The following is a 25,486-nucleotide window of genomic DNA, read 5'->3' on the forward strand; positions in this document are numbered from 1 at the left end:
TGATACGGCTACATCTCATATTTGTAGCCTCTGCCCCATACAGTACGGATGTGCTGAGGATTTTTAGGGTCACGTTCTATTTTTTTGCGGAGGCTGGAAATATGTACGTCGATAGTGCGATCCAGATAAGCGCCATCTCCGCCTTTGATCCGATCCATCAGCTCACTGCGGGTAAAGACTTTACCTGGATAACAGGACATCTCTTTTATAATAGAAAATTCGATTTGAGTAACTTCTATTTCTTGGTCATCGACTAACAGACAATGACGGTAATCATTCACCCAAATCCTTACCTTTTTAATCTTTTGAGTTACCGTTTGCGATTCAGTGAGCATGTTGCGGCCGCAGCGGCGCAGCAGGGCTTTGATACGGGCATTTAACTCTATTAGACTGAACGGCTTGCATAAGAAGTCATCTGCTCCGTCATCCAGAGCCTTTATTCTTATATTCAGCACGGTGTTATTAGAGATGACCAGCACAGGGACTGTGGTAAATTGGCGGATTTGGCTGATCAGCGCACATTCGACTTTACCGGAAAACATCAGAGCGGTCACAATAATATCCGGCTTAAAACGCATAAGTGTAGGAATTGCAAGTTTAGAGTCATAAATAAGCTCGGTATGATAGCCTTCCTCCTGAAGATGAAGAGCAATCATATCTGCCAAACTTTTTTGATCTTCAATGACGAGTATTTTTATGGGCATGACTGACATCTCCTGTACAGACAAAGATACAATAGCAGTGCATAATCATGTATTTTCCACGATAATACATACTTATGTATTCGGCAGAAATGCGAAAATTGAACAGTCCTATAATGTAAGAAAAATATTAATTTACAGGAAGAAGGTTGCATCTTTGCGAATGATTTTATTATCTGGAGGTTCGGGTAAACGTCTATGGCCCTTATCCAATGTGAACCGTCCCAAGCAGTTTCTTTCCATACTACGTCACGACGAACGGCCCGAAAGTATGCTGCAACGAATATGGAGGCAATTAGATGAGGCGAATTTGGCAGATGAGGCCTATTTTTCGACGAGTGGAACTCAGGCCGAGCTGATCCGGGGGCAAATTGGCGGAGATGCTGTAGTCATTGAGGAGCCGACTCAGCGGGATACCTTCCCGGCCATTTCCCTGGCTACGGCCTACTTGCATGACGTTGCAGGCGCATCACGCGACGAGATCGTAGGGGTCATGCCTGTGGACGGGTATGCGGGAGATGAATTTTTCGAGCATCTGCGCAGGCTTCCTTCAATATTAGAGCAATCAGGAAGCCATATCGCATTAATGGGGGCTGCTCCAACGGAGCCTTCTGATAAATACGGATATATTGTGCCTTCAGCCTCTTCTTCACTTGACCAGCCATATTATAGAGTTAGTTCATTTGTAGAAAAGCCGGATCTGATCCGTTCAGAAGCATTGATCCGTGAAGGGGCCTTATGGAATTGCGGGGTGTTTGCTTTTAGACTGGGCTTTTTGTTGGATATTCTGGAACAAATGGGTTTACCAGCCGACTACAATTCTCTTTCGACAAATTATGCAGACTTGCCTAAAACTAGCTTCGATATTGCAGTAGTAGAGCATACTCATAAGCTCTCCGTGCTTCCATACCATGGAGAGTGGAGAGACTTGGGCACATGGGATTCGTTGGTGCGGGAAGTAAGTTCGAAGCTAAGTGGCCCAGGATATATTTCAGAAGCTTCACATGACTCGCATATCATCAATGAACTGGAGATTCCGGTTAGCATCTGGAATGTCCCGGACATTATTGTCGTTGCTGGTCCAGATGGCGTGCTGGTTACGGATCGACAGTCGTCAACAGGAATTAAGGATATGGTGGCGGAAATTGAAATCGGCCCGCGTTTTGAGGAGCGCTTCTGGGGAAAGCAAACTGTATTGTCCCATCAGCAGGCGGCAAGTGGATTGCAGACAGTGACCAAACGCGTGGTCATATCGAACGGAAGATTTATCAGCTATCATGAGCACCAGTACCGTAAAGAAGTATGGACCATAGTTTCTGGAACCGGAAGTGTCTCTATCAATGGTGTGACACAGATAGTCAGCCCAGGTGAGGTTATTGTCGTAGAACCCGGTACAAAGCATTTTATAGGGGCAGTAGAGGGAGATTTAGAATTCATTGAGTCACAAATCGGACATATCGTATCCGAAACAGATATTATCCGATATGAATTTCCTGATTCGATTGACGACCATACTCTATAAGTGTCTACCATTATAGGGACTGATAGATACGAACGAGGTTTATCAGAAGGCAGTGAAGAGTAGGAGGAACTATTTTTTATTAGAGCTTAGATGACCTGTGCATTCCTAAGAAAAGGTATTCATGCATTATAGACATGAATACCTTTTTTTGCATAAACAGTTCTTTGTGTTTGTAATAAGATGAATAGAAAAGAGACTTATAAAATAATTTTCTTGGAAGTCAGCCACTCTTTTACGGCGTCCGTACTGAGGTCTCTTTTAGGTGTCCATTCTATTTTATCAACCAATTTGCCGTTTCTGAATTCTGCAATGGTGGGGGTGTATTTTATGTTGTAATCCTCTTTGAATTTATTCCATTGGGACTTGTCCTTATGGATTTTGTGAACGTTCAAAAAAGTAATTTTAGAGCCTAGATTATACTGCTCAATCATCTTGTTAAAGTTAGGCTCAAACCGGTTGCAGTCGCCACAACTGGGTCTGCCGACATAGACAAACACACTTTGATCCTGTTGAATCAAACTCTTAAAACCATCAAATGTAACCGCATTCAAGTAGTCATATATCTCTGGGTAATTGCTTTTGCTCGCTTGGATTTCTTTGTCTTTTTGTTGAACAACCTGCTCTAGGTCTTGAAATTTAGCTACAGCTGAAATAGCGATACCAATGATAAGTAATACAATGACACTTAACCCGGCGATATATCCTTTTTTCACAGAAATCCTCCTTTTTTTACAATCTTACACTTACAGTAAATGATATTTCCATTTCTAGCTGTAACACTTGTCTCATTATGTATAAAAAAAGAAGCTTTCCATTGTTGGGAAAGCTTCTTTAGTCTGATAGTTAAAACGTTAGACCACAACAGTCAACAAGTAATCCTCACGCTTCACTTCAGTTTCCATTGTGTTCAACACATCCAGGTATTGAGCGGAATTTGTTACGATAATTGGTGTAGCTGTAGTATAGCCTGCCGCCTTAATTTGCTCGATATCAAATTCAAGCAACAATTGTCCTTGCTTAACCACATCGCCTTCCTTGACGCGCTTGTCAAAGAATTGCCCTTTCAGCTTCACTGTATTCACACCCACGTGAATCAGAATTTCTGCTCCGTCATTGGAAGTAATACCGATTGCATGTCCGGTCGGGAATACTGTCGTAATCGTTCCATTGACAGGAGATGTCAGCACACCCTCTGTAGGATCAATGAGGATTCCTTTCCCCATAGCACCTGAAGCAAAAGCAACATCAGAAGATTGTTCCAAAGGCAATACTTTACCTTGCAGTGGGCTTACGAGAATTTCCTTTTCGATTGCCACTTCTTTCTTTACGGGTGCAGCTTCTGTTTTTGCAGTTTCTTCTTTTGGATCTTCAAAGCCCAAAATCATAACCAACACAACTGCGAGTACAAAGGCAACGAGCAAACCGATGACTACCCACAAGAATCCAGGTCCGAAATAAGTCGGCAACGCCAGTAGACCCGGTAATGCAAAGGATTGTGCGTGCGCTCCGCCAGAAGCGATAATCGCCCCGCCGATTGCCCCGGAAATACAAGCATAAATGAACGGTTTTTTCAATTTTAAAGTTATGCCATAAATTGTTGGTTCTGTAATCCCGAAAATAGCCGCCAGTGTAGAGGAACCTGCCAAAGCCTTCATCTGAGTGTTCCGGGATTTCAGGAATACCCCCAATGTTGCACCAGCCTGAGAAAGTACGGCTGCTGTAAGCATCGGAAGCATCGTGTCATAGCCCAATGTTGCAATATTCGACAGCATGACCGGAACGAAGCCCCAGTGTACGCCGAAAATAACAAATACTTGCCAAAATGCTCCGGCAACAGCCCCAGCGATCAATGGACTTAAGTTGTATACCCATGTAAAACCGTTTGCCAAGCCCTGACTGATCAGGTTACCTACTGGACCAAAGGCCAGAAATGTTAACGGAATAACGACCAAGAGCGAAAGCATCGGCACGATAATGTTTTTAACCGATTGATGGATAAAGGAATTGAACCAGCGCTCCACATAGGACTGAACCCAGACCGCAAGAATAATTGGAATGACACTGGAACTGTAATTAATCAGAATGATCGGAATACCTAGAAACGCCAATCTTTCTGGATTGCTTACCGCCGCTATAACTGCTGGATAGACCAGAGCTCCGGCGATTGCCACCGATACAAAGGTGTTTGTCTTAAATTTACGGGACGATGTAATAGCCAAAAACACAGGTAGAAAATAGAAAACACTGTCGGAAGCTGCACTTAGGATCAGGTACGTACCGCTTTTATCATTAATCCATTGAAAAGATAAAATTAACGCCAGTAGTCCTTTAAGCAAACCCGCCCCGGCAAGAGCACCGAGAATGGGAGAAAAAATGCTGGAAATGATATCGACCGCTTTGCCAAGAAAATTCGTTTTTTCGGAAGAATCTTCCTTTTTCGCATTTGGATTATCTGCATCCTGTAAATTTGTTTCTGCCATCATATGCTCAAACACTTGACCTACATTGTTGCCGATGACCACTTGAAACTGGCCGCTGTTTTCCACTACTGTAATGACACCAGGGGTTGCTTCCAGTGCGGCTTTGTCTGCTTTTGTACGATCATTTAATTTAAATCTCAAGCGTGTAGCGCAATGGAATACCGAATTGACATTCTCTTCGCCACCAACGAGGGTCACTATTTTTTTAGATAGTTCTTTATCACTCATATTCAGAACTCCTTATGGGTTATTCTTGCTACTGATAGGGTTTACTGTTTACATCTGTTGCTAAGATGCGCCGGCGTGCATCTTTTTAAACTCGTAAACAAGAAAAACCTAAACTCGTGGTGAAAACTACGCACTCTCCTATAGAGGAACGTCGATTTCACCATCAGTTTAGGTTTTGCCTGCCTTACCAGTCACAATCCATGAACGATGAAAGTATGAAGTTGTTAGTCTTATATGTTATTACGCTCAGTTACCCGATGAATATGGATAGTTAGATATACGTATTCATCCTTGCTTAAATATTGATCGTATGTTTTTTCCAGATACTCATTGATCTTTTGAGCACAAGCAAAAGCTTCGGTATACGTCTGCTTCACCTGGTTGTACAAAAATTCTTCGCCACTGTGAATGACTTCTTTGCGAATCACTCGCATCGCAAAATATTGCAAATGTGTCAAAAATCTTGAATAGCTAAAAGAAGACTCATCCAGCACAATCCCGTAATGGTACGTAATAATGTTCAAGATATGTTGGACGATCTCAGTCATTTTCAGCGTAGCTTTCATTTCGTTACCGTCGATTCGTGCATTCACCATATGCAATGCAATAAATCCCGCTTCATCTTCGCCCAATTTTACTCCGAGCGTATTTTCAATTTTTTGGAGAGCATCCAGTCCAACTGCAAATTCTTTTTTGTAAAAGCGTTTAATTTCATACAGCATCGCGTTTTGGAGTGCCAGTCCTTTTTCTTGCCGTTGTATGGCAAAATGAATATGGTCGGTCAACGTTAAATAAATATTATCGCTTAACTCCGTATCCAGCACTTCCGTTGCATGGGTTACGATTTCATTCACGACCTCCAGATGAGACACTGGAATATCGTTCAGCAGCTCAGTTAATTTAGCCGTGAACTCGTTTTCATTTAACATGAAAATCTTATCTATTTTATCATCATCGACTTGATCGCCAGCCACCTTTTTGAAGGAAATACCTCTTCCCATCACGATGACCTCTTTACCTTTATCGTTTTTAGTCAATAGGACGTTGTTATTGAGCACCTTCTCAATAATCATTGAAGTTCCCCCTCCCATCCTTTACCAATAAAAAATGCCTAAGCACAATTCAATACTATTGTTAGCAATAGCACTCAATTGAACTCAGGCATTGCCCGCATCACCGGTCACAATCCTTCGATATAGTGCTATTGTAGCACAAAAAAAAGCGATTTCAACATATTTTATTCTCTTTCGACAAAAAATATTTCATATCAAGGCCCTTTTGCCTAATTTGCAAGTAAATCGTTACCTTATGTAGTCGTACGTTCAATGAGGCTGTACTCTAGCGAATGAAGCTTCATTTGGCGTCCAATCAGCTGAGGGGAAAGCATGAAAAAGGCATTTTGTGCTTGAGCCATGATAGGATTTTGAATCGTTGTAATCCCCAGTGTATGCGCCAGCTCCGTGTTATCGAATCCAACAATTGCCAGATCTTCCGGTACGTTCAGTTTTTGTCTGCGTGCTTCGCAGAGAATGCCCACTGCTACATAATCATTAGCACATAAAATAGCCTCTGGGAATTCGTCCCGATGCTGTAACAAATTCCGTACGACCTGTTCGCCATCACGGATATTATAAATAGAAGAGTGATTCCAGTGTTGCAACACTGGCAGATTGTGCTCACTCATGATCTGTTCGTAGGCTCGTTGTCTACTATGGGTATTGATGCTGCTCGGACGGCCAAAAGCATTGGCTATACGAGTATAGCCTTTTTGTATCAAATGTTTGAGCGCTAACATATATCCTTCATACTGATCCATAGCGACGGAGCGAATATCGGTATGCTCCATTCGTTGCCACGACACGATCGGGCCATATTTGCAATAGGTGCTCAAAAAATCAGTGTCATTCACGCAGGAAATGATGACCAGCGCATCGACTCTTTTTCTTTTTAAGTCCTCAAAGGCTTGAAGCTCTTTCTTTTTGTCTTCTCCCGAAGTATAAATAATGGTTTGAAATTCATATTGGCCCGCTACTTCCACAAAGCTGTCCAGAAAAGCGAGAACAATTTCATTAATAGTTGAAGTAATGATACCGATCTGAAGCGTCTGACCCTTGGATAGAGAAATGGCATTTCGATTAGGAACATAATCTAATTCCTGCATGATTTTCAAAATTTTAGCTCTTGTTTCGTGACTAACATGGGGGGACTGATTTAATACTCTGGATACCGTAGCTTTGGAAAAGCCCGCCAGTTTTGCAATTTGATCAAGATTCGACATGGTGCTTCTCCTCACATAAGAAAAAAATAAATTCTTGACATGAAACGCGTTACAACGATTAGGATGCTTATGAAGGCATTACGTTTATTTTAAAGTATCTGTCAATGCATTTCAAAGGAGAACGGTTATCGTTAGGTATTGATTCATATTTGCAGTACTTGATGGGATGACTTGACCAAAGTAAAAATCTTAAATACGGAAAGAGGTTTTTATACTATGACGAAGACGCTAAAAGGGTTTCCGAAAAACTTCTTGTGGGGCGGGGCAACCGCAGCCAACCAATTGGAAGGCGCTTTTGACGTAGATGGAAAAGGATTGTCCAGCGCAGACATGGTTGCCTATGTACCCAAAGCAGAGCGCAAGAACGATCACGCTATAGAGATTTCGTCCGAACGACTCGAAGACATTTTGGCAGGCAAAGTCAATGCACGTTTTCCAAAGCGTGAAGGTGTAGACTTTTACCACCATTACAAAGAAGATATTGCATTATTCGCTGAAATGGGCTTTAAAGTATTTCGTATGTCCATCCACTGGTCGCGGATTTTCCCGAATGGCTATGATGCCGAGCCGAATGAAGCAGGATTGCAATTCTACGACAATGTATTTGATGAGCTGCGCAAGTATAATATTGAGCCGCTGGTAACATTGTCACATTATGAAACACCGCTAGGTCTGACGCAGAAGTATAATGGCTGGCTGGGACGCGAAGTCATACAGCATTACGTAAATTATGCCGAAACGGTGTTTACACGCTATAAGGATAAAGTAAAATACTGGCTGACCTTTAATGAAATCAATGTAATGACCATGAGTCCGTTCACCGGTGGCGGTGTGGTTATTGACCGTGTAGAAAACAAACAACAAGCGATATATCAAGCATTGCATCATCAATTTGTAGCTAGTGCACTGGCGACCAAACGGGGACATGAGATCATCCCGGGCGCTCAGATCGGCTGTATGCTGGCACGTATTGAAAGCTATCCACATACGTGTAACCCAGAGGATATACTGAAAGCCCAGCATGAAAATCAGATGAACCTTTTCTTTACGGATGTGCATGCCCGTGGGGAATATTCCAATTACATGAATCGTTATTTTGAAGAAAATAATGTTGTAATACACACAGAACCAGGCGATGCTGAAATATTGAAAAATAACACGGTTGATTTTATCTCATTTAGCTACTATATGACCTTGACCGTATCTGCAGGTCCAGAAGGTGAGAAAGCAGCAGGAAACCTGATTGGCGGCGTGAAAAATCCATATTTACAGTCCTCTGACTGGGGATGGCAAATTGATCCGATCGGTCTGCGTGTTACGCTGAACACGTTATATGACCGCTACCAAAAGCCGCTGTTCATCGTGGAAAATGGCTTGGGTGCGTATGATAAGGTAGAAGAAGACGGTTCTGTGCATGACACATATCGTATTGATTACTTGCGTCAGCATATTGTTCAAATGAAGGAAGCGATTGCCGACGGTGTTGATCTGCTTGGCTACACCAGCTGGGGCCCTATCGACCTTGTGAGCATGTCTACTTCCGAAATGTCCAAGCGCTACGGATTTATTTACGTTGATCTGGATGATGACGGTAACGGAACGCTCAAACGCTCCAAAAAGGACTCATTTAACTGGTATAAAAATGTGATAGCAACCAATGGTGAAGAATTGTAATTCCATATCGTCTCGGGCGGGTATAGCAGAGGACATTCTAAGGATGCAATCTGCTGTACCCGCTTTTTTGATAGACACAATAATAATATTTCAGAGGGCTTCACAAACTTTTCACTTGTAATAAGCTGAAAGTTTTCTGTATAATGAATAAAAATTTCATATGTCTGGTTGATGTTTGCGGGAGATGGAACGAAAGTTCCGACCGAAGGGGCAAAACTCTCAGGTGCTTAGGCTGATTACAGCAACAAGCGGGGACCGTAAACGGACAGAACTCTGGAGAGACCCTTAATTGGGCGCCGAAGGTGCACCGCAGAGAACATCTGCTTAAACTCTCAGGCAAAAGGACAGAGACGCGAATAACCTGTGACAGGGAATGCCCTAGGCTTTTTTATGAGCTATTAGTGGCAGAAACCTGCACAAGATGGTTGTATTTTTTCGTGCCTTTAACCTCTCCAGGAGTCGAATCAGCGGATTTGACTCTTTTTTGTTTTCTAATATGCTGGAGGAGCGGGTTGAAATGAATTTGGTACATGTGTTAGAAGCGATTAGCAGTTGGATATGGGGGGCGCCTCTCATCATTCTTGTCATGGGAACGGGGTTGTGGCTGACCATACGTTTGAAGATGCTGCAGGTATTCCGCCTGCCCCTGGCGATCAAGCTGATCGGTAAGGCCCCGAATGAAGGCAGCGGGGATGTAAGTAGTTTTGCGGCTTTGAGTACAGCGTTGGCGGCTACAGTTGGCACAGGAAGTATTGTCGGCGTAGCGACAGCCATTAAGCTGGGCGGGCCGGGTGCCTTGTTCTGGATGGTCGTTGCAGCCTTTTTTGGGATGGCGACGAAATATGCGGAAGGTGTACTTGCGGTAAAATACCGGGTGAAAGATCGGAATGGACAATTTTCCGGCGGCCCGATGTATTATATTGAGAAAGGTCTTGGACGCCGTTTTAAACCACTGGCGATGCTGTTTGCTTTTTCGGGCATGCTGGTAGCGTTGTTCGGGATTGGAACGTTTCCGCAGGTCAAAGCGATTGTATCTTCCACTGAAAACAGTTTTGGCGTTCCGCCCATTGTAACGGCACTGATTATTGCTATCCTTACAGGACTGGTTACTATTGGAGGACTCAAAAGCATTGCCAAGGTATCGACGAAGGTCGTTCCTTTTAAAACAGGTTTGTACGTACTGATCTGTCTCATCGTACTGATTCGGTTTGCTGACCAACTTCCTGCCGCAATTGCGCTGGTGCTCCATTCGGCATTTTCAACTACATCTGCAACGGGCGGATTTGCCGGAGCTACGATTATGCTGGCCATGCGTAGTGGGGTAGCCAGAGGTATTTTTGCCAATGAGGCCGGATTGGGGAGCGCACCGATTGCAGCCGCAGCTGCCAAAACCAAATGGCCTGCGGAGCAAGGGCTAATTTCCATGACAGGCGTGTTTATTGATACGATGGTTATTTGTGTGATGACTGGGTTGACGCTACTGGTTAGCGGTGTGTGGAGCGGGCCTACCGATGCGGGCCTGATGACTCAGCAAGCATTTTCCAGCGCATTCCCGCTGGGGGCAGAACTGCTCACAATTATTCTGATTATGTTCGCGTTCACCACCATGCTCGGCTGGAACTATTACGGGGAACGCTGTGTTGAATATTTGCTTGGGGTCAAGTGGATTAAACCATACCGTTATCTGTTCATCGTACTGGTTGCCGGGGGCGCGTTCATTAAACTGGATGCGATTTGGTTGCTGGCAGATATCTTTAACGCAATGATGGCTTTCCCGAACCTGATTGCACTGCTCGGCTTATCAGGAATTGTAGTTGCAGAAACCCGAACCTATATGGATTCTCTGAATTCTAGTAAGAAAAAGGGCATTCTTGCAGGTGCCAGTGTAGGGGCAGCTATTCAAGTAGAAGAAAAGGGACAAACGGTTAATTCATAAATTCCAAAAGGGAGTGCCCTCAGCCATCACAGGCTTGAGGACACTCCCTTTTAAATGTTATAACGATGCACGCAAAATAGCTAAAATATCTTCTTGATTCAGCTTTTTATAATTACCAAAGCCTCCGTATTCCATTTCACGGGCTGCAATGTTTGCGACTTTTTCCAATTGCTCATCATTAATATTGTAATCGGCCAGGGTGGAAGGGGCACCGAGACTTGTCCAGAATGCACTAAGACGGTCAATACCTTCCAAGGCGATTTCTCTATCTGTTTTACCTACGGTGTCTAAGTCAAACATGCTGAGCATCAGCCGCTTCATGCGTGCAGCATCCTGATCCACTGTATGTCTCATCCAGTTGGGAAACAGAATCGCCAGACCGCCAGCATGAGGAATATCATATACAGCGGATAATGCATGTTCAATCGTATGCGAAGCCCAGTCCCCGAAGTAGCCCATTTGCAGTGTTCCGTTAAGGGCGATCGTTCCAGCATATAAAATCGTTTCACGATGCTCGTAGTTGTGCAAATCCTCCAGCAGTTTAGGTGCAGTTTCGATCACGGTTTGCAGCACGGAAAAGCACATACGATCTTGCAACGGTGTATTTTTAACATTGTGAAAATACTGTTCAAACACATGGCTCATCATATCCACCATGCCATATACCGTCTGATCACGTGGCACAGAGAAGGTGTTTTTGGGGTCCAGAATCGAAAATTTCGGATGCGTCACCGCGCTGCCCCATACGTATTTTTCGTTCGTTTCCCAGTTGGTGATGACAGAATCCGGATTCATTTCTGAACCGGTGGCGGCGAGTGTGAGGATGGTGCCGAATGGTAGAGCCTCGGTCGGCATGTGCTTTTTGTTGATAATATCCCACACATCGCCGTCATATTTAGCCCCTGCTGCGATGGCTTTGGTGCAATCAATAACGCTTCCGCCGCCTACTGCAAGTAAGAAGTCGATGTTTTCATTTCGGCAAATGTCGATGCCCTTCTTAACGGTGGACAAGCGCGGATTCGGCTCTACGCCGGACAATTCATGAATGTTAAGATGTAGCGGCTCTAACGCGTTTAATACCTGGTCATACAGACCATTTCGCTTGACACTTCCGCCTCCGTATATCAGTAAAATATTTTTGCCGTAATTCAGCAGCTCCTGCTGCAGTTCTTCAATTTGATTGTCTCCAAATATTAATTTGGTGGGGTTATAATATGTGAATTTGTTCATCTGGAAAGTTCCCCTCAGTTCATAGTTCATGTTCAAATCGTAAATCGCTTAACCTAATTGCCTGTTGGATACCTAACTTCATCATGTAAGCTATTTGAAATGACGATTAACCATTATACATGAAATGAATAAGGGAATTCAAGTAAATCTAATCTTTGACCGCTCCAGCGGCAAGATCGGAAATAAACTGGCGACTAATGAAAAGAAACAAAATAATAAGTGGCAGTACAGCCAGCAGGGTGCCCGCAATGACCATCGCATAATCCGTATTGTAAATCCCGTTCAATTGTGACAGTGCAATCTGGAGCGTGAATTTACGCTCATCCGTTAAGACAATTAGCGGCCATAAATAATCATTCCAGGCTCCTATAAAGGTAAAGGCGCCGAGAAAAGCGAACGCAGGACGTAGAATAGGCAGTGCTACATTCAAGTACAGTCGAAAAAAGCTGCATCCGTCCATCCGGCCCGCATCCAGCAGCTCCTTTGGGATGGATTCTTCCGCATATTGACGAATCCAGAAAATGCCGAAGGCATTTACCATCCCCGGGATGATAAGCGCTTTGAACGTACCTACCCATCCAAAGGAGGCCATCATGACAAAGGAGGGGACAAGCGAAAGTTGTGAAGGGACCATCATCGTAGCTAGCAGAACGATAAATAGCACTTTTTTGCCCGGAAAATCAAACTTGGCGAATGCAAAACCTGCCAGTGAATCGAAAAACAGAACCAATAGGGTAACAGAACTGGCTACAAAAAGGGTATTAAAAAAGGCTCCGGCAAAATTAATCTGCTGTAATACTCTCGTTATGTTATCCAAGAAGTGGCTGCCAAACCACAATTGCGGTGGAAAACGGTAGATGTCTGAAGTGGTACGAGTTGCCATGACGATCAGCCAGTAAAATGGAAACATCGACAGGATGATTCCCACCAACAATCCGGCATATAAAACAAAGGATTTTGCGCGTGTCTGCATCATGTTGTGAAGCTCCTTCCCATCGTTATTTTTTACCTTGAACGAGTTTCCAGTTTATGATGGAGAATAGAGCAATGATGAGGAACATGCCCCATCCGACGGCTGCACCATATCCAAAATAGTTGTTAATGAACGACTCGCGGTACAGGTATAAAACGATGGTCATGCCACTTGCCCCGGAACCGCCGTCATTACCGACCAGGACCTGTGGCTCGGTGAAGAGCTGCATACCGCCGATGGTGGACGTAATGACTGTAAACAGAATGACTGGGCGCAGCATGGGGATAGTGATGCGGAAAAAAGCTTGCGCTCCGGTTGCCCCGTCTATTTTGGCGGCCTCATACAGCACATGCGGAATACTCTGGAGTCCGGCCAAATAGATGATTGCGTTATAGCCCATCCATCTCCATACGACCATAGAAGAAATGGCAATTTGGATACCCCATGGCACATTCAACCATTGAACCATGGGTAGTCCCAAGAGTTGCAGAAGGTAGTTGAGAAATCCAAAATTGTTGGCAAATAAGGCACCAAATATGATGGCAACAGCCACAATAGACGTCACATTGGGTAGGAAGAATCCAACTCGCCATAAGGTGCGCATTTTCACAAAAGGGGCATAAAGCAGAAAGGCAATAATCAGTGCGAAGAATAGCATCGGAATCGTTGCATACACCCAGATCACAAAGGTGTTGCCTACAGCCTGCCAAAATTCATTGTCTGTCACAAGGTAGCGAAAGTTGCCCCAGCCGTTGTAGGTCATGTCCCCGATCCCGTCCCATTTGTGAAACGCTAGATATAATGAAAAGCCAATCGGAAACAGTCCAAAGATGCCAAACAGCAGATAAAACGGCGAGATCGCAGCATAAACGGCACGGTGCTTCCAGATTTCTCTCAGCATAATGTCCACACGCCTTTTTTGAATTTTGTTTTTTACCGCTGTAATTCTCGTTCGATTCGATCCATGGTTTCCGTACATAATGCATCAGGATTAGCATCCTGCTTGGCGACATTAGCAAGGCGACGGGTCACAATGCCGTGGATGACAGGATAGCGCTCGCCGAAATAGCTGCTTTTCACATGACGTGCGGAGGTGGCAAAGATGAGTCCGGTGGCCTGACCACCAAAGAAAGGCTCGGGTGTCCCCATGATAGGATCGTTATAGACGCCGGGAGTGGACGGGAACAGTCCGATTTTGTGGTAGGCTTCCAGCTGGTGTTCCGGGTTTTGCAGCCAGGTCAGGACTTCAAAGGCTTCTTTGGGATGTTTGCTGGACTTGAGGATAGAAATGAAAGAACCACCCAAGTTGCCGTCTCCTCCAGGAGCACGGGCGACTCTCCATTTGCCCGCTGTATCCGGCGCGGCCTCTGTGAGAACTTGCTTCATCCAGATAGCCCCTACAAAAGAGGCAATTTTGCCGTTATTGACCGAAGCGTTCCATTCGGGAGTCCAGCCATCCGCATTGGCGAGCAGATGCTTCTTGTGGAAATCGACAGCGGTTTTCCAGCCCAGACGGATGTCAGGAGATTGATTGCCGATGTAGCTGCCATCCGGCTTGAAGTAAAGGTTTGTGTGCTGAGCGAGTACCTGATTGTAAACGTTTACAATATTATCAGCCAAAAACGAACGGCTTCCGAATTTCTGCTGAAGTTGTTCTCCGGCTGCCATGTAATCATCCCATGTGCGGATGGAGGCACTAACCTTTTCAGGATCACTAGGCAAGCCTGCTTGTGCAAACAGATCACTTCGATAGAAGAGAGCGGTAGGCCCAGTATCCATGGGAAATGCAATCATTTTACCATCAGGAGTGATCCCTTGATTCCATTTCCATTCCAAATATTGATCCTTCAAGCGGTCTGCTCCGAGTTCCCTTAAGTCATAAAAACGATCCGCACTGGGGAACAGTTCCACCATCCAATCGTTCAGAGCTACGATGTCTGGTTCACCGGAACGAGCTGCGAGCGTTGTCTTCAGTTTGGCTTTGAAGTCACCGCCTATTTTTTGAGTTTTTAATTCAATGTTGGGAAATTGTTTTTCCGCCTGGGCGAGTAGTTCATCGTCAATTGAACGGTTCCAGTACCACAATGTAAGCGTTATCTTTTTTTCGTTTGACAAATTAGTTTCAGATGATTGACTTTCAGAGGACGAGGGTTCACTACAAGCACTGAACATCGTGAGAAAAGCAAGACATAGTACCAGCCATTGTACTGTCTTCACATCATTTCCCTCCTTGCTGTCTGAGATAATCTGCCTGCTAAACAAGTTGTAAATGGTTTAGCTCCATCATATGAAGCTGTTACCCATTTATGTGCATTGCCTTAACCAAAAACAAAAAATTTGAAACGTTTATTACTAAAAAAAAGCACGCGCGTCTGTTATATGAAGAACGCACGTGTTTAAGTTAGGGATTCAGCCTATGACATCAAGCGCTGTATTTCATCTTTCAGAATTTCGGACCGAGTCCCGAAAATAACCTGCAGGGTACCATTACCAAGCCTGATGATTCCCGACGCTCCGAGCTGCTTGAGAGCTTGATCGTTAACCGCTTTGTCGTCTTTGACGACAAGACGCAGCCGCGTGATGCAGGCATCAATGCTTTGGATATTGTCTGAACCGCCGAGATAGGTTAGTATTCTGCCTGCCTGACTGGACTGAGTGTTGGATGTGGTGCTTGCCTTTCCATTGGGTACAGATTCGTTAGCCTCAGACAGGAGACTGTCTTCTACATCGTCTTCACGCCCAGGAGTTTTTAGGTTGAATTTGAGAATGATAAATCGGAACAGAAAGTAATAAATGAGGGCGAAGACAAGCCCGACCGGGATCATTCGCAATGGGTGGGTGGAGAGTTTCATATTGACCAGATAGTCAATGAGTCCTGCTGAAAAAGAAAAGCCGAGTTTGACATCCAGTAGGTATACGACTAGGCCACTCAGGCCTGTCAGCAGAGCATGAACGCCGTAAAGTAATGGTGCAATGAACATAAACGAAAATTCGAGGGGCTCGGTAATTCCGGTCAGGAACGATGCCAGCGCAGAACCGATGAAAATGGAAGCGACGGCTTTACGTTTTTCCGGTTTAGCCGTATGGATGAATGCGAGAGCGGCTGCCGGGAGAGCGAACATCATAATAGGGAAGAAACCGGACATGAATAGACCAGCTGATTTATCGCCTGCAAAGAAACGGGTCAGGTCACCATGAACAACTTCGCCAGCTGCATTCGTATAGTTACCAATCTGAAACCACGCGATTGAGTTTAGTACATGATGCAAACCGAGCGGGATCAGCAGCCGATTGGCAATCATGAATACCATTGATCCGATTCCGCCAAACCCGACAATCCAATTGCCGAAGGCTGCAATCCCATCTTGTACCGGACTCCAGATCATTCCGAGCAGAATGGCCAGAATCATGGTCGTGAAGGCGGTAATCATGGGGACAAAACGTTTGCCTGAGAAGAAGCCAAGCCAATCCGGGAGCTGAATATTATGATATTTTTTAAACAGAAAAGCAGACCATCCACCGATAAAAATACCACCCAATACGCCCATATCCAGCTTGACGTCGTCTGGAATATATGCAAATATACCCGGCACTGCCGCCAAAATACGGGTCAGCACCATATAGGCAATGACTGCCGATAATGCGGCTACTGCGTCGCCTGCCAGACCAATGGCAACACCAATGGAGAAAATGAGCGCAAGGTTACCGAAGATAGCCCCCGCCCCCTCGTTCAGAAAAGGTGTGACATAATGATTCAGAAATCCGCCAACTCCAGGACCAAGCGGTATATCCGTTTCATAATTAATCAGGGCTAATCCTTGCAAAATCCCTGCAGCGGGTAGAGTGGCTACTGGAAGCATTAACGACTTGCCGATTTTTTGCAGAAATTTCAGCATAACATTCTTCCCTTCTTCATCGAGTTTGGGAGTGTCGTATTCATTCTGAAATCCTTATATTAAACCATTTTTTTACATCATAGATCGGAGAATCTAACATGGTCAACGATTATTTTAAGCTATGAAAAGACGTAAATCCGCAGTTGACATCGCTTACATGCTTATATAGTATCAAATTTAAGTTAATAATCGTGACGGAGACAAGAGAGCCACGCAGACATCCCATGGTACAGCACAGGGTTGATTTGTGATGGCTTTTCTTTTTTTGTGCGATGAAAGCGATCAAAATCGGATGATCTATTGAGGAGGTAGGTTGTATGTCGCCATACGCAGCCGAATTCATAGGGACAATGATTCTTATTGCCCTAGGTGGCGGAGTGTGCGCAGGGGTGTCCCTGAAAAAGTCATTTGCCCACGCTTCCGGCTGGATTGTGGTCGGAATGGGCTGGGGGCTTGCGGTAGCTATTGCGGTGTATGCAGTGGGTCAAATCAGCGGAGCGCATTTGAATCCGGCAGTTACACTCGCGTTGGCATTTCAGGGTAGTTTTCCATGGCAAGATGTTCCCGGCTATATTGTGGCTCAGCTTCTCGGGGCCATGGCGGGTGCGATCATCGTCGTTTTGCATTATTGGCCCCACTGGAAAGAGACGGAGGACACAGCAGCCAAACTCAGTGTATTCGCGACAGGACCAGCTATTGATCATCCGTTTGGCAACGTGCTTAGTGAAATGATAGGTACTTTCATCTTTGTTCTTGCTTTACTGTCGTTTGGCACCAATTCATTTACAGACGGCCTGAAACCGCTGATTGTTGGTTTTTTAGTTGTCAGTATCGGTTTATCCCTTGGAGGCACAACGGGCTATGCCATCAATCCAGCGAGGGATTTTGGGCCGCGTCTGATGCATTATTTACTACCGATTCCCGGTAAGGGGGCGTCCAACTGGAAATATGCATGGGTGCCCATTATAGGACCGCTATTGGGGGGATCTTTCGCAGGGCCATTTTATCAGGCCGTTTTTAAGGGGAGTGTGACTCCGGCTTTCTGGATTTTATTAGGGGTTATCGTGGTTGTACTCTTGATTACCTTCCGTATGAGTCGAACTTATAAAAATCATAAAATGGATCACAAACTTACAGCGTAAAAACGATGGATTTACACGGGGAGAGATGAACAATGGGAAAATATATTTTGTCACTAGATCAGGGAACGACAAGCTCAAGAGCAATTTTGTTCAATAGCGAAGGAGATGTAGTGTACTCGGCTCAGCGAGAATTTCCGCAGTATTTTCCTCATCCCGGCTGGGTAGAGCAGAATGCGAATGAAATCTGGAGCTCTATTCTCGGGGTCATTGCCTCCTGTCTTTCCGAATCCGGTGTAAAAGCAAATCAAGTGGCTGCCATCGGCATTACCAATCAGCGAGAATCGGTGGCTGTATGGGACAAAAATACAGGAGTGCCCGTGTATAACGTACTCGTATGGCAATCACGCCAAACCTCGGACATCTGTGAAGAATTGAAGCGGCAAGGGCACGAGGAGCTTTTTCACAGCAAAACAGGCCTGTTGATCGACCCGTATTTTTCAGGCACTAAAGTAAAGTGGATACTGGACCATGTGGAGGGTGCACGGGAAAAGGCAGAACGAGGTGACCTGTTATTCGGTACGATTGACTCGTGGCTGATCTGGAAACTATCCGGCGGAACGGCACATGTAACGGACTACTCCAATGCAGCCAGGACGCTGATGTACAACATTTATGAGCTAAAGTGGGACGAAGAGCTGCTGGACATTCTGGGTGTTCCGAAAATCATGCTACCTGAGGTAAGACCTTCTTCCGAGGTATATGCGCACACCGTGGATTATCATTTCTTTGGTCAGAATGTACCCATCGCCGGTGCAGCAGGTGACCAGCAGGCAGCCTTGTTTGGTCAGGCATGTTACGAAAAAGGGATGATCAAAAACACTTACGGCACAGGCTGCTTCATGCTGATGAATACGGGGGATCAACCAGTGGAATCCAAGCACGGCCTGATTACGACCATCGCTTGGGGACTGGAGGAAGGCAAAGTGCAATACGCACTCGAGGGAAGTGTGTTTGTAGCGGGGTCGGCGATCCAGTGGCTGCGAGACGGGCTACGCATGTTCCGTGAAGCGAAGGACAGTGAACCTTATGCCGCCCGTGTTTCGTCTACGGAAGGAGTGTATCTTGTACCCGCTTTTGTCGGACTGGGCAGCCCCTACTGGGATAGCGAGGTGCGCGGAGCGATGTTCGGTTTGACACGCGGGACCACGAAGGAGCATTTTATCCGCGCCACATTGGAGTCACTCGCTTATCAGACCAAGGATGTGCTTACAGCCATGGAGATTGATTCAGGTATTGCAGTGAAATTGCTGCGGGTGGATGGAGGAGCTGTATTGAACAATTTTCTGATGCAATTCCAGAGCGATATTTTGGATGCAACAGTGGAGCGGCCAGTTATCCATGAGACGACGGCACTGGGGGCTGCATGTCTGGCAGGTTTGGCTATTGGATATTGGAAGAGTACGGATGAACTTCGCAAGCGGGTGAGGGTGGAAACCTCTTTTGCCCCGAATATGGATGAAGCAACACGTGAAAGCTTGTATAAAGGCTGGAAAAAGGCTGTGAATGCGACGATGGCCTATAAGTAATAGATTAAGCGATGGGTCTCTGAATATTAAACTGCAAAAAGATGACTTCTGAATTTATCAGGAGTCATCTTTTTTAAGGCATATGCTAACTCTTGACCTTCGTATGGTTCCAATGTTGCCGGGCTCCGCAGGAGCTACGAATGACTAGTTCCGGCTCTACTTTAATACATTTTGTATCCATTTGTTTATTCATCAGGTCAAACAGCACCATAGCGGCTAGACGGCCTATTTTTTGCTTGTCTTGTTTTACAGTCGTCAGTGGAGGTTCGGTATAACGACAGGCTTCTATATCATCACATCCCACTACAGCAATATCCTCGGGTACCCTCAAGCCGCTTTCCTTGAAAGCACGTATGGCACCAAAAGCAAGCAGGTCGGTCGCCGCAAAAATAGCTTTTGGTAAATTTCCTTGCTGTATCCACGCCTTCGCGACCTGGTATCCATCTTCTGCCGCGTAGTCCTTACCATACACGACCCATTCAGGTCTAACGTCAAGACTAAACCGTTTTAGTGAGGCGATAAAGGCTTCCTCTCTCTCTTTAATAACCAAGGAGGGGCGTTCAATGCCTATAAAACCCATGTCGCGGTATCCATTCATGTAAAAGTGCTCAACAACCTTCATTGAAATCTTCTGATTGTCGGACATAATGTAGCAAGAACTGGCTCCGGTTAGTTCAATATCGACACCGATACAGGGGATAGGGCTGGCATCGAGATCAAAAACACTCTTCTCCACTTCATCTCCAGCAATAATAATGCATCCGTCCACAGAAAAATATTTTGAGCGTGCCAAATAGTCCTCTCCATTATCCAGAAATTTCTCATTTGAAAAAAACAGCAGATCGTAACCGAGCAAGCCAATCTGTTTTTTGAAGACATTAATGATATCTACAAAAAAAGGATGACTAAAATCAACATTCAGCTTGCCAGCAAATATAACGCCTACCAGATTAGATTTTTTGGTAGCAAGCGTTTTAGCCGAGGAGGAGGGTCTATAGCCTGTTTCCTCCATGATTTTAAGTACCCGCTGCCGGGTTTCCTCACTGATGTCTGTGTAATTGTTAATGATTTTCGAAACCGTTGCTACTGAAACGCCTGCCATGCTAGCTATTGTTTTTATATTCATGGAATCCTCCGCAACTAAACTGATTTAGTTAAATTGACTTTGTTTTTCAAACTTAATGATTACTCGTATTCTATGCTACCTCATAGAAGTGAGTCAACCGTGCTAATAAAGGATGTTGCCTAATATTTTAAAGAGTAATAACGATAATTTGTGTTTTTTTTGATAATTTACAAATCTCTATTTACAAATACAGGCTATCCGATACATAATAGTAGCTGTAATTAACTAAACCGCTTTCGTAAAGTGAATGCATTTATTCTAAGATTACAGGGGGGAATTTTGCAATGCTGAAAAAGTGTTTTTCTTTACTTATTGTAACCGCTTTAATAGTGGTATTGGCTGCTTGCGGCAAAGGTGGTGAAGCTGGACAGAACGGGAATAAAAAGGTCACGTTAAAGATTATTCATTGGCAGCAAGAAAATATTAATAACTATATAAAGGAATTTAATAAAAAGTTTGAAGAGAAGTATCCCGATGTTCAGGTGGAGTATACGACGGTTCCTGCTGATTCAACGTATGATCAACTGATGCAAACGCGTATGAATGCTGGTTCAACCGGTGATGCAGACATTATTCCTTTGAAATTCAGCTTCGTAGGCGCACCGCAGGAATGGTCTAAGGGAGCAGCTGATCCGATGTGGAAGCAGTGGATTGAGGGGGGACTCATTGCAGATCTGTCGGATCAAGCTTTTATCAAAAACTATAATCCTACAGATGTCAAAAATGCCATGACCTACAACGACAAAGTATACGGTGTAAACATGGGAAAGGTGGCCCTGACAGGTCTGTTTTACAACAAAGATATTTTTGAAAAATATAATCTTGCTGTGCCGACGACATGGGACGACCTAGTGAATGTGATGAAGGTGCTCAAGGATAATGGCGTAGAACCGCTTGGTTTTGGCGGTAAGGATGTATGGCCTATTAACCTTGCTGTCCAAGGGCTTCAAGCCTCTATCCATGATGATCAGCTGGAATATATCAAAGGGCTGTGGACAGGTAAGACGAAGCTGACAGACCCCGTCCAGCTCGAGGTTTTGGAAAAATCACAAATTTTGATGAACAACGCCATTAGTGGATTTATGGGGATTGACTATGGAACCTTGCCAAGCTTGTTTGCTTCAGGTCGTGTGGCCATGATTGCGGATGGTACGTGGGATGCAACTACGATTCAGACAGCCAATCCAGAGATGAAATTTGGATATTTCCCAATTCCAGGTAGTAATGATCCTGCCAAAAATAAAAATCTAGCAGGAAAATACGATATGACATGGATGGTCCTGGAAAAATCACCGAATAAGGATTATGCGATCAAATGGCTTGAAATGCTCTCCGAGAAGCAGAACTACACGGATTTTGTGAACGCTGCTGGATTTTTGCCAACACAGTCTGATGTGAAGATAAGCAGCGACTTTGTTAATGAAATCCAGCCTTCACTGGAAAACTTCAAGCTCTCTTGGGATCAGCTGTTTATCAATCGTAAGAATGTTGGACAGTACATTAAGGAAGCCAGCGTTCATGCGGAATTTTTGGCGCCTGCTGGTCCGTTAAAGACGCCTTTGGAGCTTGCCCAGAAATCTCAGGCAGACTGGGATGCGGCAGCCCCTAAATAAATCTATAGATTTTACAGGAAAACAAATGGGCAACTGCAAAGCTCCCATAATAATGTAAAAAGGTGTGAGACCCATGTATCCCTTCGGAAAGGGTGCGGCCCGGATAATGCCCTATCTTTTGCTGAGTATTCCGGTGCTGCTCTATTTGCTTCTTGGTTTTGGACCCTCTATGGTAACCGTGCTTTTTTCCTTTACAGATGCTACCGGGGTTCCGGGACAGACGTGGAATTTTATCGGATTTGAGAATTACACGACCTTTTTCACCTCCTCCGATTCTGGAGATCGCATTGCTTCCATTGGCCGTTCCTTATATTTTGCCGTAGCAGTGGTTGTGATTCAAAATGCAGTGGGGCTGTTCATGGCCGTCCTTATTAATAAGAAGCTCAAAGGGGATATGTTATATCGCTCTGTATTTTTCCTGCCTGTTGTGCTCGGGGTAACGGTATCCGGCCTGATCTGGCAGCTGCTTGCCAATCCGCTTGGGGGTCCTGCGCAAGCCTTGATGAACTTTTTTGGAACCAGCTCCAACTTCTTCGGGGATTACGATATTGCATTTGAATTGATTATTTTTGTACAAATTTGGATGTACATGGGTTACTCGATGACTATTTTCTTAGCCGGACTCCAATCCATCCCCAGTGACTTATATGAAGCTGGGTATATGGACGGTGCCTCTGGATGGAAAGCGTTCAAAAATATTACTTTTCCGATGATTGCGCCGTCCTTTACCGTCAATATGCTGCTGTCCATTATCGGCGCATTGCAGACCTTTGACATTATTTATGTGCTGACAGGTGGTAAATTCAACACGACGACACTTGCGTTTGATGTATATGCAACTGCCTTTGGTACTGGGACGTCAGATTACGGACTTGCTTCCGCAGTTGCTATGATCCAGTTCGTGTTCGTGTTTACGGTATCTATGATTGCCCTGTATTACTTACGTAGAAGAGAGGTGGAAATGTAATGAGCAGTACCAAAGGAGCCAAAATTCTGAGCTACATTATCGTACTGCTCATGCTTTCGTTGTATGTGTTCCCGCTTTTCTACCTTTTTAATGTATCGATGAAGACTCAAAGTGAGTATCTGATGGACCCTGTAGCTCTAGCCAAGAGTATACGCTTGGAGAATTTTATGGATGCTTGGGAAAAAGGAAACTTCTCTCAATACATGTGGAACAGCATTTTGTATACAGGTGTATCTACGTTATTAACGCTGATTATATCCGTGTTTGCGGCTTTTCCGCTGGCGCGGGGATACGTTAAGTTCAGCACCTACTTTTATGTGTTTTTCCTGATATCCATGTATCTCCCGAATCCGCTGATTCCGCAATTTGCTCTCATTAATAGTCTGGGACTTTACAATTCCCAGCTTGGTTTCATTTTGCTGAAAACAACAGGTACTGGCATCGCTTTCCTGATGTTTGTGGGGTATATCAAGTCTGTCTCCCGAGAGCTGGATGAAGCGGCTGCAATGGACGGGTGCGGATATTCACGATATTTGTTTACAATTCTTGTCCCGCTGATGAAGCCGGTGTTGGCGACAGGCATTATTTTGACAGCTATTGGGGCGTGGAATGACATTATAGGTCCTACTATTTATTTGTCTGATCCTGCTTATCAGCCAGTGACCAAGGGATTGTTCTCCTTCTACGGACAATACATGAACAACTGGCCGCTGCTCGCTTGCGGCATTCTGATTGTTACACTACCGCTCGTTATTTTGTATATTTTCCTCCAGCGCTTTATTGTCGGCGGTGCAATGGCCGGAGCTGTGAAGTCTTGATTCCTGAAAGGATGATACCGAGTATGAGTGAGAATACCTATACATTCCCCACCACGTTTATGTGGGGAACTTCGACCTCTTCTTATCAAATTGAAGGTGGCGTGGATGAGGAAGGGAGAACGCCTTCTATTTGGGATACTTTCTGTCGAGCACCCGGGAAGGTGATAGGAGGGGACTGCGGAGATGTGGCTTGTGACCATTTTCACCGCTTTAAGGAAGACGTGCAATTAATGAAGCAACTTGGCTTTTTACATTACCGTTTTTCCGTGGCCTGGCCGCGCATTATTCCCGCACCCGGCGTGGTTAACGAACAGGGGCTACTTTTCTATGAGCGTCTGCTGGATGAGATTGAGTCGGCCGGGCTAATTCCAATGCTGACGCTGTATCATTGGGATCTACCGCAGTGGATTGAGGACGAGGGCGGTTGGACGCAGCGAGAGATTATCCAACATTTTAAAACGTATGCCTCTGTAATCATGGATCGATTTGGACAGCGTATAAGCTGGTGGAATACGATAAATGAGCCCTACTGCGCCTCTATTTTGGGCTATGGCACAGGCGAGCATGCCCCCGGCCACGAGAACTGGAGGGAAGCCTTTACTGCCGCTCATCATATTCTGATGTGTCACGGGATAGCCATGAATTTACACAAGGAAAAGGGCCTGGCGGGCAACATCGGTATTACGCTGAACATGGAGCATGTCGATGCAGCCTCTGAACACCCTGAAGATGTAGCCGCTGCTATCCGGCGGGATGGTTTTATTAATCGTTGGTTTGCCGAGCCATTGTTTAACGGGAAATACCCTGAGGATATGGTGGAATGGTACGGGGTGCACTTGAACGGATTGGATTTTGTACAGCCTGGTGATATGGAGCTGATTCAGCAGCCAGGGGATTTTTTGGGCATCAACTACTACGCCCGCAGCATCATTCGAGCGACTACAGACGCTTCGTTGCTTCAGGTCGAGCAGGTTTCCATAGAGGAACCGGTAACGGATATGGGATGGGAGATTCACCCTGAATCCTTTTATAAGCTGCTAACGCGCATTGAGAAGGATTTTTCCAAGGGATTACCCATCCTGATTACGGAAAACGGAGCAGCGATGAAGGACGAACTGGTGAATGGAAAGATTGAGGACACTGGACGTCAGTATTACATTGAGGAACATTTAAAGGCATGCCATCGCTTTATTGGGGAGGGAGGTCAGCTTAAGGGCTATTTTGTCTGGTCATTCCTCGATAACTTTGAATGGGCCTGGGGATACAGCAAACGTTTTGGTATTATACACATCAATTACGACACGCAGGAACGGACACCCAAACAAAGTGCGCTGTGGTTCAAGCAAGTGATGGCGAATAACGGGTTTTAAATAGAA

The 25,486-nt window shown here is 45.0% G+C and carries 20 protein-coding genes and 2 riboswitches; of the genes, 9 read left to right on the forward strand and 11 right to left on the reverse strand.

All coding sequences use genetic code 11. From position 1 onward, the window contains the following. Window positions 1–8: 8 nt before the first annotated feature. Window positions 9–704, reverse strand: coding sequence for a response regulator transcription factor (locus G9G54_RS18980; RefSeq protein WP_165179204.1), 696 nt, complete (start codon window positions 702–704; stop codon window positions 9–11). A 160-nt stretch (window positions 705–864) separates the two neighbouring features. Between G9G54_RS18980 and G9G54_RS18985 the strand changes: the two genes are divergently transcribed. Next, window positions 865–2,223, forward strand: a complete 1,359-nt coding sequence (locus G9G54_RS18985) for a sugar phosphate nucleotidyltransferase (RefSeq protein ID WP_165179205.1) — start codon at window positions 865–867, stop codon at window positions 2,221–2,223. Window positions 2,224–2,420: 197 nt separating this feature from the next. Here the strand turns inward: G9G54_RS18985 and G9G54_RS18990 are convergent, their stop codons facing one another. From G9G54_RS18990 to G9G54_RS19005, 4 genes are all read right to left on the reverse strand, one after another. Continuing rightward, window positions 2,421–2,936 (reverse strand): thioredoxin family protein, encoded by a 516-nt coding sequence (locus tag G9G54_RS18990; protein WP_165179206.1) that lies wholly within the window; start codon window positions 2,934–2,936, stop codon window positions 2,421–2,423. Between the two features lie 138 nt (window positions 2,937–3,074). After that, the gene (locus tag G9G54_RS18995; protein WP_165179207.1) at window positions 3,075–4,931 is read right to left on the reverse strand and encodes a beta-glucoside-specific PTS transporter subunit IIABC; all 1,857 of its coding nucleotides are present in this window, start codon (window positions 4,929–4,931) and stop codon (window positions 3,075–3,077) included. Between the two features lie 230 nt (window positions 4,932–5,161). Beyond that, window positions 5,162–6,004, reverse strand: coding sequence for a BglG family transcription antiterminator LicT (gene licT, locus G9G54_RS19000; protein ID WP_165179208.1), 843 nt, complete (start codon window positions 6,002–6,004; stop codon window positions 5,162–5,164). Between the two features lie 233 nt (window positions 6,005–6,237). Continuing rightward, window positions 6,238–7,209 (reverse strand): LacI family DNA-binding transcriptional regulator, encoded by a 972-nt coding sequence (locus tag G9G54_RS19005; RefSeq protein WP_165179209.1) that lies wholly within the window; start codon window positions 7,207–7,209, stop codon window positions 6,238–6,240. A 216-nt stretch (window positions 7,210–7,425) separates the two neighbouring features. On the opposite strand from G9G54_RS19005, the gene G9G54_RS19010 reads away from it, so the two are divergent. Together G9G54_RS19010 and G9G54_RS19015 are read left to right on the forward strand one after the other, a co-directional pair. Further along, window positions 7,426–8,883, forward strand: a complete 1,458-nt coding sequence (locus G9G54_RS19010) for a glycoside hydrolase family 1 protein (RefSeq protein WP_165179210.1) — start codon at window positions 7,426–7,428, stop codon at window positions 8,881–8,883. A gap of 168 nt (window positions 8,884–9,051) precedes the next feature. Further along, window positions 9,052–9,128: riboswitch (glycine riboswitch) on the forward strand. Window positions 9,129–9,146: 18 nt separating this feature from the next. Continuing rightward, window positions 9,147–9,241: riboswitch (glycine riboswitch) on the forward strand. Window positions 9,242–9,400: 159 nt separating this feature from the next. Continuing rightward, the gene (locus G9G54_RS19015) at window positions 9,401–10,819 is read left to right on the forward strand and encodes an alanine/glycine:cation symporter family protein (RefSeq protein WP_049827704.1); all 1,419 of its coding nucleotides are present in this window, start codon (window positions 9,401–9,403) and stop codon (window positions 10,817–10,819) included. Window positions 10,820–10,876: 57 nt separating this feature from the next. Here G9G54_RS19015 and G9G54_RS19020 read toward each other — a convergent pair whose 3' ends face one another. The 5 genes from G9G54_RS19020 to G9G54_RS19040 all read right to left on the reverse strand — a co-directional run bounded on the left by G9G54_RS19020 (window position 10,877) and on the right by G9G54_RS19040 (window position 16,918). Next, window positions 10,877–12,049: an iron-containing alcohol dehydrogenase gene (locus tag G9G54_RS19020; RefSeq protein ID WP_165179211.1), complete on the reverse strand. Its 1,173-nt coding sequence runs from the start codon at window positions 12,047–12,049 to the stop codon at window positions 10,877–10,879. A 148-nt stretch (window positions 12,050–12,197) separates the two neighbouring features. Next, entirely contained in the window at window positions 12,198–13,025 is an 828-nt protein-coding gene (locus G9G54_RS19025) for a carbohydrate ABC transporter permease (RefSeq protein ID WP_061828831.1), read from the reverse strand. Between the two features lie 22 nt (window positions 13,026–13,047). Continuing rightward, window positions 13,048–13,923, reverse strand: coding sequence for a carbohydrate ABC transporter permease (locus tag G9G54_RS19030; RefSeq protein ID WP_165179212.1), 876 nt, complete (start codon window positions 13,921–13,923; stop codon window positions 13,048–13,050). A gap of 32 nt (window positions 13,924–13,955) precedes the next feature. Next, window positions 13,956–15,239: an ABC transporter substrate-binding protein gene (locus G9G54_RS19035; RefSeq protein ID WP_165179213.1), complete on the reverse strand. Its 1,284-nt coding sequence runs from the start codon at window positions 15,237–15,239 to the stop codon at window positions 13,956–13,958. 197 nt (window positions 15,240–15,436) lie between these two features. Next, the gene (locus tag G9G54_RS19040) at window positions 15,437–16,918 is read right to left on the reverse strand and encodes a PTS transporter subunit EIIC (RefSeq protein WP_165179214.1); all 1,482 of its coding nucleotides are present in this window, start codon (window positions 16,916–16,918) and stop codon (window positions 15,437–15,439) included. Between the two features lie 317 nt (window positions 16,919–17,235). Between G9G54_RS19040 and G9G54_RS19045 the strand changes: the two genes are divergently transcribed. Both G9G54_RS19045 and glpK read left to right on the forward strand, forming a co-directional pair. Then, window positions 17,236–18,060: an MIP/aquaporin family protein gene (locus G9G54_RS19045; protein ID WP_165179215.1), complete on the forward strand. Its 825-nt coding sequence runs from the start codon at window positions 17,236–17,238 to the stop codon at window positions 18,058–18,060. A gap of 32 nt (window positions 18,061–18,092) precedes the next feature. Next, window positions 18,093–19,586: a glycerol kinase GlpK gene (gene glpK, locus G9G54_RS19050; RefSeq protein WP_165179216.1), complete on the forward strand. Its 1,494-nt coding sequence runs from the start codon at window positions 18,093–18,095 to the stop codon at window positions 19,584–19,586. 85 nt (window positions 19,587–19,671) lie between these two features. Here glpK and G9G54_RS19055 read toward each other — a convergent pair whose 3' ends face one another. Further along, window positions 19,672–20,712, reverse strand: coding sequence for a LacI family DNA-binding transcriptional regulator (locus tag G9G54_RS19055; RefSeq protein WP_165179217.1), 1,041 nt, complete (start codon window positions 20,710–20,712; stop codon window positions 19,672–19,674). Between the two features lie 284 nt (window positions 20,713–20,996). On the opposite strand from G9G54_RS19055, the gene G9G54_RS19060 reads away from it, so the two are divergent. From G9G54_RS19060 to G9G54_RS19075, 4 genes are all read left to right on the forward strand, one after another. Beyond that, window positions 20,997–22,325, forward strand: a complete 1,329-nt coding sequence (locus G9G54_RS19060) for an ABC transporter substrate-binding protein (RefSeq protein WP_165179218.1) — start codon at window positions 20,997–20,999, stop codon at window positions 22,323–22,325. Window positions 22,326–22,398: 73 nt separating this feature from the next. Then, window positions 22,399–23,292 carry a carbohydrate ABC transporter permease gene (locus G9G54_RS19065; RefSeq protein ID WP_165179219.1) on the forward strand — a complete coding sequence of 298 codons (894 nt, stop codon included), beginning with the start codon at window positions 22,399–22,401 and terminating at the stop codon, window positions 23,290–23,292. After that, a complete protein-coding gene (locus G9G54_RS19070; protein WP_165179220.1) occupies window positions 23,292–24,110 on the forward strand; it encodes a carbohydrate ABC transporter permease in 819 nt (272 codons plus the stop codon). Before G9G54_RS19065 ends, G9G54_RS19070 begins: the two co-directional genes overlap by 1 nt. 23 nt (window positions 24,111–24,133) lie before the next feature. Then, entirely contained in the window at window positions 24,134–25,480 is a 1,347-nt protein-coding gene (locus G9G54_RS19075; RefSeq protein WP_165179221.1) for a GH1 family beta-glucosidase, read from the forward strand. The last annotated feature ends 6 nt before the right edge of the window (window positions 25,481–25,486 follow it).

This window comes from Paenibacillus sp. EKM212P (assembly GCF_011066115.1).
GTDB classification, from domain to species: domain Bacteria; phylum Bacillota; class Bacilli; order Paenibacillales; family Paenibacillaceae; genus Paenibacillus; species Paenibacillus polymyxa_B.